Genomic DNA, 12,003 nt, shown 5'->3' with positions numbered 1-12,003 from the left:
GCTGCGTACGAATCAACGACTCGGGACACTAGACCCCGGCGGCGCGGTAGCCGCTTGCCTGGAGCTCGAACAGCTCCTTGTACAGGCCGCCCTCGGCCATGAGCGAGTCGTGGTCGCCGTGCTGGACGACGCGGCCCTCGTGCAGGACGTAGATGTGGTCGGCATGTCTGACGTTGGCCAGCCGGTGCGTGATGAGCACGATCGCGCGGTTCGGGTGGGCGCGTAGCTGCTGGAAGATCGCGTGCTCGGCGCGGGCGTCGAGGGCCGACGACGGCTCGTCGCAGATGAGCAGCGCGGCGTCGCGGTAGAAGGCGCGGGCGGAGACGAGCCGCTGCCACTCGCCGCCGGACAGGTCGTGGCCCTGCTTGAAGGCGCGGTCGAGCAGCGTCCGGTAGCCGAACGGCAGCTTCTCGATCATGTCGTGGGCGGCGGCGGCCCGCGCGGCGGTGGTGATCGACGGGCCGTCGCCGGTGCGGTCGTGGCGGCCGATCAGGATGTTCTGCGCGGCCGTGAACGGGAACTTGAACAGGTCCTGGGTGGTGACGGCGACCTGGCTCGCGAGGCTGGCCCGGTCGAGATCGGCCACGCTCACGCCGTCCCATCGGATCTCGCCCTCGACGGGTTCGTAGAGGCCCGCGATGAGCTTGGCGAGGCTCGACTTCCCGGAGCCGTTCTCACCGACGAGCGCGATCACCTGGCCCCTCCGGAGCGTCATCGAGACGCCGTCGACCGCGGGGGTTTCGGTGTCGGGGTATTTCAGGCGCACGTCGGTGAGGCGGATCTCGTCGAATCCGTCGACCTTTGTGCCGCCGGACTTCGGCAGGTGGCTCTCGGCGCGGTCGAGGAACGAGCGGTAGTCGCCGTAGTACAGCGCGTCCTCGTAGAGGTTGTTCGCCGCGAAGATCGCGGTGTTCTGGCTCATGCGCGCCTGCTGCAGCGCGATCAACGCGGTGGCGGCCGCCGCGAGCGGGATGTTGCCGAGCAGCAGCAGCCCGCCGAGCGCGGCGTAGAGGCCGCCCGTGGCCAGGCCGCTCAGGGAGATGCCGGCCAGTCGCGTGGCCGTTTGCGCGCGGACCAGCGACAGCAGCGCATCGGTCTCCGACTTCATGATCCGCCGGTACTCGCCGAGGAGGAAGCCGCGCATCTGGTACGTGCGCACCTCGGCGGCGGTGTGCCGGTTGGCCATCAGGTTCGCGAGCATCCACAGCCGTCGACGGCGCGTGATCAGGCTGAGCAGCGTCACATACTCGCGCCGCGCGACCTTGACCGCGGTGACCGCCGAGGGCAGCGACGCCAGGACGAGGCACGGCAGCAGCAGCGGCTCGATCACGGTGACGGCCGCGGCGGTCGCGACCACGCCGACCGCGCCGGTGACGAGGTCGACCGTGCTGTTCACCAGTGACGCCGCCTCGATCATGCCGCGTTCGCGGGCGCGGTCCATGTCCTCGGCGAAGCCGGCGTCGTCGAACGCGCCCAGTTCCACCGCGGTGGTCGCCTCGAAGAGGCGGATCTCGATGGCGAAGTTGATCTGCGGGGCCATGCGGGCCTGCGCCCAACCGGCGGCGATCTGGAGCCCGCCCCTGGTGGCGGTCGCGAGCGCGGCGACGGTCAGCGCCGGCAACGCGGCCTTCACCTTGTCGGGGGTCGGGCCGGTCGCGAACAGTTCCTGCAGCACGGTGGCGGTGGCGAGCAGGCCGAGCGTGGTCATCACGCCGGCGACGAGGGTCAGCCCGATCGCGGCGATGGTGTCGCGCCTGCTGGCGGTCCAGGCGATCGAGACGGATTCCCTGACGATCGCCGGCAGCCGCCGGGCCACCGCCCAGAAGCTGGTGTTGGCGAACATCTCCGCGTGGTGGAACCAGCGGGAGTCGGCGAGTTCGGGTTCCTTGTCGTCGCTCTGTGTTGGCTCCATGCGTCTCAGCGTATGGAGATGTGACGATCTGGCTACGGGTTTAGCCCGATGGAGTTACAGCCGGTGGTTTTCACTCAGTTCAGTGTGTTCGGTTCAGTGTGTTCGGTCAGTGTGTTCGGTTCAGTGTGTGAAGCCGCCCGGCCGGCCGTTGCGGTCGGCGATCAGCCCGGCCAGCGTGGCGATCGCGATCTCGCCCGGCGTCCGCGAGCCGATGTTGAGCCCGATCGGCCGGTGCACGCGCGCGATGTCCTCGTCGCTGACCCCGAGCGCCTTCAGCGCGTCGACGTGCGGCGCCGGATGCCGCGGGCTGCCGATCACCCCGATCCAGCGCGACTTCCCGGCGAGTGCCTCCTTGAGCATGTGGCCGAGCTCGGGCCGGTGATGGTCGGCGACGACGATGTCGGTGTCGTCGTCCGCGTCGATGCTCCCGCGGTCCGTTCGCGGATCCACCAGCACGGTGCGGAAGCCGGCGTGGCCGCCGAAGTGCACCAGGTGCTCGGCGACCGGACCGGCGAACACCGCGACGAGGGTCCGGGTGCCCGGTACGTCCGGCGGGATCTCACACTCTGCGGTCATGGGACGACTGTGCCACAGGTCAATCAGCCGTACGACGCTGTTCGTGCTGCTCCGGCGCGATTAGGGTCCACAGGATGAGAAGGCTGGTACTGACCGCGGTCACTTCCGCGGTGGCACTGCTGATCGCCACGCCCGCGGACGCGAGCGCGGCCAGGCCGGGGGCGTCGGGCGTGGGCGACGCCTACTTCCCGCTCGCCGGCAACGGCGGGTACGACGTGCGCAACTACGACCTGAACATCCGGTACACGCCGGCGACGAAGGCGTTCAGCGGAAAGGCCTCGATCGACGCCCGTGCCCTGCAGTCGCTGTCGCGCTTCAACCTCGACCTGCGCGGCTTCGAGGTGCGGTCGGTCACCGTCGACGGCAAGGCGGCCACGTTCACGCGCGACGGCCAGGAGCTCACGGTCACCCCGCGCCGGGACGTGCGTCGTGGCGAGAAGTTCACGGTCGTCGTCACCTACGACGGGACCACGGGGCAGCCGACCGACAACACCGGCGCCCTCTACGGGTGGGTGTCGTACGACGACGGGTCGTTCGTGGCGAACGAGCCCGAGGGCGCGTCGACCTGGTACCCGGTGAACGACCACCAGACCGACAAGGCCACCTACGACTTCACCATCACCGTGCCCGACGGCAAGACCGCCGTCGCCAACGGCGAGCTGGTGAGCCGTCGCAGCGAGCGCGGCTGGACCACGTTCACGTGGCGGGCCCGCGACCCCATGGCGTCGTACCTGTCCACCGCCTCGATCGGCGACTACGACCTGCGGTTCAGCCGCGGCCCCCGCAACCTGCCGATCATCGACGCGGTCGACCGCGACCTGCCCCCGGAAGCCGACGACGGGCTGGCCCGCACCGGCGAGATGATCTCGTACTTCTCGGACCTGTTCGGCAAGTACCCGTTCTCGTCCTACGGCGCCATCATCGACGACGACGAGGATGCCGGGTACGCGCTGGAGACCCAGACGCGTCCCATCTACTCGGGTGCCCCGGGCGAGTCGACGGTGGCCCACGAACTGGCCCACCAGTGGTACGGCAACTCCGTGTCGCCGGCGCTGTGGCGGGACATCTGGCTGAACGAGGGCTTCGCCACCTACGCCGAGTGGCTGTGGGAGGAGCACACGGGTGGCGCCACGGCCGCGTCGCAGTTCGACACGCTCTACGCGCGTCCCGACACCGCGTCGATCTGGCGCAACGTCGTCGCCGACCCGGGTGCCACGAACCTGTTCGTCAGCTCGGTGTACGACAAGGGCGCGATGACGCTGCAGGCCCTGCGCGAGAAGATCGGTGACCGTTCGTTCTTCGCGTTGCTGAAGGCCTGGTACGCGCTGAACCGCGACAGCGTGGCGAGCACGGCCGACTTCATCGCCCTGGCGGAGCGCATCTCGAGGCAGGAGCTGAGCCCGTTCTTCCAGACCTGGCTCTACACGGCGGGCAAGCCGGCAACCTGGTAGGTCACGGCGGCTGACCCGATCGCCCATGATCGCCCTCCGGGTTCCTTCCCGGGGCGGCGATCATGGGCGATGCCGAAGCGGTAACAGTAGTCAATTTGCCGGTTATGGATATGCCCGTGCACGTCGCATACTTTCTGCGTGCAGGGGGAGAACGACCGGATCGCAGGCAGGAACAACGGGGGAACCGCCGACGGATCGGTGGTGGAGCGGCAACCCTCTGACGAACCACGGCCCACGGAACCCACGCCGGAGAGCGGGTCAACCGACCCGTCCGACGAAGCACCGCCCACCAACCCTCCACCGACGACACCCGACCCCGTGCCCGACACCCCACCCCTCGACGAGGATCAGGCGGCCGGCGCCGCCCCGGCGGGTACCGACGCTCCAGCGGCCGAGTCGCCAACACACGAGACGGCAACGGCCGAATCGGAAGCCGCCGAATCGGAAGCCGCCGAGCCGGCAGCAGCCGGACCCGTCACGGCGTCAGACGAAGTGCCTCCCGAACAGCCGCCGTCCGAGCAGGTAGCAACCGACGCCGAGCCGCCCGCGGCCGGCCAACTGCCCGCCTACGTACCGCCGCCGATCGCGGGGCAGCCACAGCCGCAACCACAAGCGCAGCCGCAGCCGCAGCCGCAACCGCAGCCACAGCCGCAAGCGCAGCCGCGGGGTGCCGCACCGGAATCGGCCGCGGCCGAGTACCCGTTCCACGGCGCTGTGGCCGGGACGTACCCGCCGGGCGTGCAGTCCCAGCCGTTGCCGGTGGGGCGGGTCAGGCGGCGGGCGTGGTGGGTGGGCGTTCCGGCCGTGGTGGTGGCGGCCGTGGCACTCGCCGTGTTCTTTGCGTCGTCGACGATTCTCGACTCGGTCGACGGCACGGGGGCGGCGCCGGCGGCCGCCCGCTCGTCGGGGCCTCCGCTCGTGACTCCGGAGGCGTACCAGCAGATGCTGGCCTCCGCCGATGCCGCCCTCGCCGTGGCGTTCCAGCAGTTTGCCGCCGCGCCCGGTCCGGCGGCGCTGGACTCCACGGCGACGGCGCTGGCGCTGGCCATCGACGCGGAGACGGACAGGTTGGCGGCGGTGCGTGCGCCGGAACCGGCGGCCGGGGCGCACCAGTTGCTGGTCGGCGCGCTCAGCCGGCTGCAGTGGGAACCGGCCGGCGTCGACATCGAGGGACGGGTCGACGGGGCCTCGTGCACCGGGCCCGCCGGGGCGGCATCGGTGGCCCGGACGGTGCCGGCCGGACAGGTGCGGGCGGCCGCCGAGCAGTTGAAGACGGTGGACGCACGGTACGTGTTCGGCTCCTTCCTGCCGGCGCAGACCGAGGTGCAGGCCCGCCGGATGGGCAACGGGACCTACCTGAAGCGGGCGTCGACCAACGGGTCGGGACTGCTGAAGGTCAACAACAACGGGCCCCGGGACACGGCCGTCAGCCTGGTGCTGGTGGGGGAGACGGCCCCGCGCCTGACGGTCTACGTGCACGCCAACGCGTCGTTCACCGCGCGGGGGATCACCGACGGCAACTACTCGGTGTACACGACGGCCGGCGTCGACTGGGACCCCGGGATGCGGGTGTTCAGCCGGGACTGCACGTTCACCAAGTTCAGGGAACCGTTGAACTTCAAGACGAACAGCAGCACCTACACCGAGTGGACGATCACCCTGTCGCCGAGCGAGACCGGCAACGCCCCGATCGAGGACGTCGACGCCGGGTCCTTCCCGACCGGCTGATCCGGGGGCGTGCCGGAGGGTCCGCGCCGGGCCCGAAACTCCGAGCGGGCCGCCCCGCACGCTGATTACCCTGGCCGACGTGTGGATCCCGCCGGCGCTGGCCAGCAACGTCACCGGTGTCTGGCGCGACGAGGGCCGCGCCTGGCTCGCCGACCTGCCCGCCGTGTTCGCCGACGTGCTCGACCGCTGGAGCCTCGAACCCGGTGACCCTTTCGCCCTGACCTACCACTGGGTGACCGCGGTGACCCGCGCTGACGGGGAGCCGGCCGTCCTGAAGCTCGGCGTGCCGACCTCGGAGCACCTGCGCGTCGAGGCCGCCACCCTGCGGGCGTGGGACGGCAACGGCGCCGTGCGCCTGCTCGAACACGACCCCGACCTGGGCGCGCTGCTCCTCGAACGCGCCGACCCCGGCACCCGGGCCGCGACGCTCGTGCCAGGCGACGACGAAGCCGCGACCGGGGCGCTGCTCGACGTCATGCACGCCCTGCACGCGGCCACACCACCGGACACGGGCGTGCACGACCTGCGCGAGCTGGCCGAGGACTTCGCGACGTACCTGCACCGCTTCCCCGACGGCGGCCCCCTCCCGGAAGAGTGGGTGCGGACCGCGGCCCGGCTCTTCGACGACCTCTGCGACTCGGCGCCGGCGCGGGTGCTGCTGCACGGCGACCTGCACCACGACAACGTGCTGCGGGCGGCGCGCCGGCCCTGGCTCGCGATCGACCCGCACGGCCACGTCGGCGATCCGGGGTTCGACCTCGGCACGCTGCTCTACAACCCCGATCCCGGCAACGTAGAGCCCGACGTGCTCGCCCTGCTGCCCGCGCGGCTGGACCGGCTGACCACCGGGTCGGGCCAACCCCGTGACCGCGTGATCGGCTGGTGCTTCGTGATGGCGGTGCTCTCCGAGGTGTGGACCTGCGAGGACGGCGGCGAACCCGACGGCAAGCCCCTCCTGGTCGCGCACGCCCTGCACCCCCTGCTCTAGATGATCTATTCCGAGGGCTCGGACGTCCGTCCGCCTGTTTCGTGATGAATGTCGGGAGCTCCGCCATACCGATACGTCGATGATCGTGAGCGGGTGGGAGGCTATGAACATCAACAAGCGTTTGTGATGTTCGTAGCCTCCCACCCATCGGCATCGGTTGATGGCCGATGGTCCCGTGCGGGTCGCGGAACAGCCATCAAACAGGCAAAACGCCCAGTCATCCCGTGCCAGGCCTTGGAATCAATCATCTAGAGCTCGCCCAGCAAGCGCTCGACGCGGGCCCGCGCGTGCGGGGCGGTGCCGGCGTTCGGCAGTACGTACATGCGACCGGCCGCGATCGCCGCGCACACGTGCCGGGCCACCTCGTCGGGCTCGACCTTCGACATCCCGTGGTCGAACACCGTGGGCGGCGGTGGCGTACCGGGACGCGACTCGCCCCGGTCGGCGGGACGGTTGCGCGCCGCGTCGCGGATGCGGGTCGCCACCGGCCCCGGGCACACCACCGTGACGCCCACCGCCGGCGCCACCTCGTCGAGCTCCTCGCGCAGGACCTCGCACAGGGCGACGATCGCGGTCTTGGAGGCCGCGTAGGCGCCGTTGCGACCGCCGGGGAAGGGAGCCAGCCCGACGATCGACGACGTGCACACCACATGACCGCGGTCGGCGGCGACCAGGTGCGGCACGAACGCCCGCAGCGTGTTGACGACGCCGAACAGGTTCACCTCGGTCGTCCACAGCCAGTCGGCGGCCGGCTGTTCCCAGAGCAGCGCGGGAGGCGTCACGACGCCGGCGTTCGCGCACACCACGTCGACCCGTCCGTACCCGGCGACGACCCACCCGGCCAACGCCCCGACCTCGGCGTCGACCCGCACGTCGAGCGGCCGGTAGACGACGTCGCCCGGCGGCAGCCGGTCGGGCCGTTCGACGTCGGCGGCGACGACGGTGAGCCCGCGTCGCGCGAACGCGGTGACGAGGGCGAGCCCGATGCCGCTGGCGCCACCGGTGACGACCGCGACCTGGCCGGGAGAGAGATCCATGCCCGCGACCCTAGGCGACACCCATCCACGATCGCCGACGCGCGACGGCGCGGGCGGCTCCACTACGAGCGTTCACCCCTACCGGACCCCGGCCACCGCCGCGTCCAGGCCGCCCCGCCAGACCACGCCGGCCTCGCTGAACCCCGCCTCCCGCAACGCGTTCACGTGCCACGCGGCCGGCGGGTGCCACTCCGCGCTGTGCCCGCCCGGGTAGATGTGCTTGCGCTTCTCCGCCAGCGGCGCCAGGCCCGGGTCGGCGGCCACCCGCTCCCACCACGCCTGCCACGACAGCCGCGCGCCGGCGGCGTACAGGGCCTCCCGCCGCGCGTCGGCCCACTCGCCGAGGCGCCGGCTCAGATCGGGCATCGTGTCGTCGGGCATGTGGTCGGCGTTGACGAACACCCCGCCGGGACGCAGCACGTCGCGGATCTCTCCGAAGAGGACGGTCAGCCGCTCCGGCCGCAGCCAGTGCAGCGCCGTCGCCGTGAGCACGGCGTCGAACGGCCCGCCCGCCAGCGCGTCCGTCCACGATGGATGGTTGAGGTCGGCGGAGACGACCGTCGCCCGGTCACCGAGCGACGCCTCCGCGATGGCCGTGAGCACCGGATCCAGGTCGACCACCGTGGACTCGACGTGCCGGAACCGCGCCAGCGCCCGCAGCGTGATCGACCCGGTGCCGCCGGCGAGGTCGAGCAGGCGCGGCCGCGACGGCGCGACCGCGGCCACCACGTCGAGCATCGCCGTGATGCGGTGCTCTCGGTCCGGCAGGAACCCTTCCTGCTGACGGTCCCAGCTTTCCTGCCACGCGTCGGCGTCGCTCACGTAAGGAGTCATAGGCGAAAGGCTACTTACGAGAACCGGTGAAGTCTAGAGTGGGGGAATGCTGGAAGCGGCATTCTGGGGCTTCGTGGGCGGGTTCGCCCTGCTGGTCGGCGCGGTGATCGGGCTGCGCGTGCGCCTGCCGCAGCGGGTGGTCGGCGGCGTGATGGCGTTCGGCGCCGGGGTGCTCATCAGCGCGGTCGCGTTCGACCTGGTCGAGGAGGGCTTCGAGGCGGCCGGAACGTGGCCGGTGCTGGCCGGCCTCGCGGGCGGCGCGCTCACGTTCTTCCTCGGCGACGCCGTCATCGACAGCCGCGGCGGCAACGACCGGAAGCGGTCCGGCGGCCAGCAGGCGGGCGGCGCGTCGGCGGCGATCGTGCTCGGCGCCGTGCTCGACGGCATCCCCGAGTCGGCCGCGATCGGGGTGTCCCTGCTGGGCGGCGGCACCGTGAGCGCCGCGGTGGTGGTAGCGGTCTTCCTGTCGAACGTCCCGGAGTCGTTGTCGGCGGCCGTCGGGCTGCGCGCGGCCGGGCACTCGGCGCGCGGGATCCTCGCGTTGTGGTCGGTGGTCGCGGTGGTCAGCGCGGTCGCGGCCGCGCTCGGCTACGTGCTGCTGGGTGACGCGTCACCGTCGGCCGTCGCGGTGGTGCAGGCCTTCGCTGCCGGCGCGATCCTGACCATGCTCGCCGACACGATGATGCCCGAGGCGTTCCAGGCCGAGGGCCGGCTCACCGGCGTGCTCACCAGCGCCGGCTTCGTGACGGCGTTTCTGGTCAGCCATCTGTGAGGGCCTCGAGCGCCGCGTCGACGTCGGCGTCCGTCGTGTAGATGTGGAACGACGCGCGGACCCGTCCGGCGCGCACCGCCGCGCGGATTCCCGCCCGCCGCAACCGTTCGTCGGCTCCGGGCACGTCGACGACGGTGATCGCGCTGTCTCCCGGCGGCAGCCCCAGCCCGTCGCGGAACCGGTTGGCCAGCCGCACGTTGTGCGCGTTGATCTCCGCGACGCCGATCTCCTCGATCACCTCCAGCGCCGGCGCCGTGCCCGCGTAGACCGGCCACGACGGTGAGATGTCGAAGCGGCGGGCCGAGTCGGCCAGCCGCATCGGCTCGCCGTAGTACGACCCGTGCACGTCCTCGCCGGCGTACCAGCCGGCCGCGTACGGCACGAAGCGCTCGCGCACGCCCGGTGCGAGGTAGGCGAACGCGCTGCCGCGCGGCGCCATCAGCCACTTGTAGGCGCCGGCGGCCACGACGTCGGCGAGGGACCCGTCGAACGGCAGCCACCCGCACGCCTGCGTCGCGTCGACCACCACCAGCGCGCCGTGCGCGCGGGCCGCCGCGACGATCGCGGGATAGTCGGCCACCGCGCCGTCGGCCGACTGCACGACGCTGAACGCGACGACGTCGACAGTGGAGTCGACGTGGTCGGCCAGTTCCGCCGCCGGCGCGGTTCGCACGTCGCCGGCCACCAGCCAGGGGAACAGGTTCGAGGTGAACTCCTCGGCGGGCACGAGGAAGCGGCGGCCGGCGAGCCCCGCCGCCACCGGGGCGAGCACCTGCGACACCTGGGCACCCACACACACGTCCACGTGATCGACCTTGATGAGACGGCCGAACGCCTCGCGCGAACGCTGCGTGGCGGTGTCCCATCCCTCCCACGACGTGCGGCCGGTGCGCCAGTCGGCGAGCATCGCCTGCAGCGCCTCGAACGCCCGCCGCGGCGGCAGGCCGTAGCTCGCGGTGTTGAGCCAGCCGGGTTGCGGATCCCACTCTGACAGCATGATCGGAATCTACTCCATGCCTTGACAGGCATATGCTCGAAGGGGAATATGAGTGGGTGGACGCGTTCACTGCTCTCGCCGAACCGACCCGCCGCCGCATCCTCGACCGGCTACGGCTCGGCGAGCAGACCGTCGGCGACCTGGTCGACACCCTCGACATCAGCCAGCCGGCGGCGTCGAAACACCTGAAGGTGCTGCGCGAGGCAGGGTTCGTGAGCGCACGGGTCGCGGCGCAGCACCGCGTCTACCGCATCGAGGCGGGCCCCTTCACGGAACTGGACCGGTGGCTCGAGCCCTACCGGCTGCTCTGGAACCGGCACCTCGACAAGCTCGAACAGCACCTCGACGACATGGAGGACCGATGAAACCGAGCCCTGCCGTACCCGTGGAGCGCGAGCGCACCGGCGACGCCTGGACGCTCGTGTTCACCCGCGAGCTGAAGCACCCGCGCGCCAAGGTCTGGGCCGCGCTCACCGATCCCGACCACCTCGACGCGTGGTCGCCGTTCCGGCCCGACCGCGACCTCGGCCGCACCGGCCCGGCGGTCCTCACCATGGAGGACGGTGACACGAAGGCGAACATCGTGCGCGCCGAGCCGCCGCACACCCTGGAGTACCAGTGGGACGAGGACCTCCTCCGCTGGAACCTGGAAGAGCTCGAGGGCGGCGGCACCCGGCTCACGTTGCGCCACACGATGAAGGATCCGGGCTTCCTGCCGAAGGCCGCGGCCGGCTGGCACATCTGCCTCGACGTCGCCGACCGGCTGCTCGCCGGCGACCCGGTTCCGGTGATCCGCGGCGAGGAGGCGAAGAAATCCGGTTGGCAGGAGCTTGCCGACGCCTACGCTGCGAAGCTGGAAGGGCCGGAGCCCGAGGAGGACGCTTGATCCGTTACGAGTGGCGCGGTGGGTTCACCAACGACGCCGTCAACCGGCTGCACGCCGAGGGCTTCGGCCACCGGCTGCTCGACGACGACTGGTGGGGCCAGGTCAACCGGCACAGCCTCGGCTGGGTGGTGGCGTACGACGGCGACGAGCTCGTCGGGTTCGTCAACGTCGCGTGGGACGGCGGCATCCACGCGTTCATCATCGACACGCTCACCACGCCACGCGTGCAGCGGCAGGGCATCGGCACCGAACTGGTCGCGGTCGCGGCCCGGGAGGCGGCGAAGGCCGGGTGCGAGTGGCTGCACGTCGACTTCGACGACCACCTCGCCGGCTTCTACTTCGAGTCGTGCGGCTTCCGCCCGACTCAGGCGGGGCTCATCGCACTCGCGTAGTACTCGTCGCGCCCCTCCCAGGTGCACACGCAGATCTCGTTGCCCTCGGCGTCGGCGAGAACCCAGAACCGCGGCGCCGCCCGGTCGGTCACCATCGTGCCGCCCGCGGCGAGCGCGGCGGCGATCCGGCCGGGCGCCTCGTCGGGCGACACCGAGATGTCGAAGTGGATGCGGTTGCGCTGCGGGCGCGGCGCGTCCATCTGCTGGAACCAGAACGCCGGCCCCTGCTCGTACGGGTCGACGAGCGCGTCGGTGGGGCCGTCGTCGGCCTCTCCGACGTAGCCGAGAACCGCCTTCCAGAACGGCCGGACCGCCGGGATGTCGAGCGCGTCGATCGCGATCTCCAGCATCTGCACCGGCCGGGCCGACGCCTCGCGGCCCGGTTCGGTGCGCAGGCCCTGCGCGGCAAGGGCGCCGGTGATCCGCCGCA

14 protein-coding genes are annotated in these 12,003 nt (G+C 71.6%); 7 read left to right on the top strand and 7 right to left on the bottom strand.

The genetic code is table 11. The features are described from left to right. Positions 1-28: 28 nt before the first annotated feature. Both Voc01_RS19170 and Voc01_RS19165 read right to left on the bottom strand, forming a co-directional pair. Positions 29-1,912, bottom strand: a complete 1,884-nt coding sequence (locus Voc01_RS19170) for an ABC transporter ATP-binding protein (protein WP_203928839.1) — start codon at positions 1,910-1,912, stop codon at positions 29-31. 120 nt (positions 1,913-2,032) lie between these two features. Further along, positions 2,033-2,488 carry an XdhC family protein gene (locus tag Voc01_RS19165; protein ID WP_203928838.1) on the bottom strand — a complete coding sequence of 152 codons (456 nt, stop codon included), beginning with the start codon at positions 2,486-2,488 and terminating at the stop codon, positions 2,033-2,035. Positions 2,489-2,562: 74 nt separating this feature from the next. Between Voc01_RS19165 and Voc01_RS19160 the strand changes: the two genes are divergently transcribed. Continuing rightward, positions 2,563-3,939 carry a M1 family metallopeptidase gene (locus tag Voc01_RS19160; protein ID WP_203928837.1) on the top strand — a complete coding sequence of 459 codons (1,377 nt, stop codon included), beginning with the start codon at positions 2,563-2,565 and terminating at the stop codon, positions 3,937-3,939. Between the two features lie 483 nt (positions 3,940-4,422). On the opposite strand, the gene Voc01_RS19155 is transcribed toward Voc01_RS19160, so the two are convergent. Further along, the gene (locus tag Voc01_RS19155) at positions 4,423-4,647 is read right to left on the bottom strand and encodes a hypothetical protein (RefSeq protein WP_203928836.1); all 225 of its coding nucleotides are present in this window, start codon (positions 4,645-4,647) and stop codon (positions 4,423-4,425) included. Between the two features lie 6 nt (positions 4,648-4,653). Between Voc01_RS19155 and Voc01_RS19150 the strand changes: the two genes are divergently transcribed. Both Voc01_RS19150 and Voc01_RS19145 read left to right on the top strand, forming a co-directional pair. Further along, on the top strand, positions 4,654-5,667 hold the full coding sequence (locus Voc01_RS19150; protein WP_203928835.1) for a hypothetical protein: 1,014 nt from the start codon (positions 4,654-4,656) through the stop codon (positions 5,665-5,667). A 79-nt stretch (positions 5,668-5,746) separates the two neighbouring features. Continuing rightward, positions 5,747-6,655 carry an aminoglycoside phosphotransferase family protein gene (locus Voc01_RS19145; RefSeq protein ID WP_203928834.1) on the top strand — a complete coding sequence of 303 codons (909 nt, stop codon included), beginning with the start codon at positions 5,747-5,749 and terminating at the stop codon, positions 6,653-6,655. A 248-nt stretch (positions 6,656-6,903) separates the two neighbouring features. On the opposite strand, the gene Voc01_RS19140 is transcribed toward Voc01_RS19145, so the two are convergent. Both Voc01_RS19140 and Voc01_RS19135 read right to left on the bottom strand, forming a co-directional pair. Continuing rightward, positions 6,904-7,692, bottom strand: a complete 789-nt coding sequence (locus Voc01_RS19140; protein WP_203928833.1) for an SDR family NAD(P)-dependent oxidoreductase — start codon at positions 7,690-7,692, stop codon at positions 6,904-6,906. 78 nt (positions 7,693-7,770) lie between these two features. Next, positions 7,771-8,526: an SAM-dependent methyltransferase gene (locus Voc01_RS19135; RefSeq protein ID WP_203928832.1), complete on the bottom strand. Its 756-nt coding sequence runs from the start codon at positions 8,524-8,526 to the stop codon at positions 7,771-7,773. A 46-nt stretch (positions 8,527-8,572) separates the two neighbouring features. On the opposite strand from Voc01_RS19135, the gene Voc01_RS19130 reads away from it, so the two are divergent. After that, complete coding sequence (locus tag Voc01_RS19130; RefSeq protein WP_203928831.1) at positions 8,573-9,298, top strand: ZIP family metal transporter; 726 nt, start codon at positions 8,573-8,575, stop codon at positions 9,296-9,298. Here Voc01_RS19130 and Voc01_RS19125 read toward each other — a convergent pair. Next, positions 9,285-10,295 (bottom strand): aminotransferase class V-fold PLP-dependent enzyme, encoded by a 1,011-nt coding sequence (locus Voc01_RS19125; protein ID WP_203928830.1) that lies wholly within the window; start codon positions 10,293-10,295, stop codon positions 9,285-9,287. The genes Voc01_RS19130 and Voc01_RS19125 overlap by 14 nt on opposite strands. Positions 10,296-10,351: 56 nt before the next feature. Between Voc01_RS19125 and Voc01_RS19120 the strand changes: the two genes are divergently transcribed. Genes Voc01_RS19120 through Voc01_RS19110 form a run of 3 tightly spaced genes read left to right on the top strand, consistent with a single transcriptional unit; the run spans position 10,352 to position 11,573 of the window. Further along, positions 10,352-10,660: an ArsR/SmtB family transcription factor gene (locus Voc01_RS19120; RefSeq protein WP_239160314.1), complete on the top strand. Its 309-nt coding sequence runs from the start codon at positions 10,352-10,354 to the stop codon at positions 10,658-10,660. Beyond that, positions 10,657-11,181 (top strand): SRPBCC family protein, encoded by a 525-nt coding sequence (locus Voc01_RS19115; RefSeq protein WP_203928828.1) that lies wholly within the window; start codon positions 10,657-10,659, stop codon positions 11,179-11,181. Before Voc01_RS19120 ends, Voc01_RS19115 begins: the two co-directional genes overlap by 4 nt. Beyond that, positions 11,178-11,573: a GNAT family N-acetyltransferase gene (locus Voc01_RS19110; protein WP_239160313.1), complete on the top strand. Its 396-nt coding sequence runs from the start codon at positions 11,178-11,180 to the stop codon at positions 11,571-11,573. The genes Voc01_RS19115 and Voc01_RS19110 overlap by 4 nt, the downstream gene beginning before the upstream one ends. Here Voc01_RS19110 and Voc01_RS19105 read toward each other — a convergent pair. After that, on the bottom strand, positions 11,546-12,003 hold a 458-nt coding region (locus Voc01_RS19105), incomplete at its 5' end, for a VOC family protein (RefSeq protein WP_275423734.1). The genes Voc01_RS19110 and Voc01_RS19105 overlap by 28 nt on opposite strands.

The sequence above is a fragment of the Virgisporangium ochraceum genome (assembly GCF_016863655.1).
Lineage (GTDB): Bacteria > Actinomycetota > Actinomycetes > Mycobacteriales > Micromonosporaceae > Virgisporangium > Virgisporangium ochraceum.
Note: the sequence above shows the minus strand (reverse complement) of the source record. Positions and strands in the feature narration are given on the sequence as shown.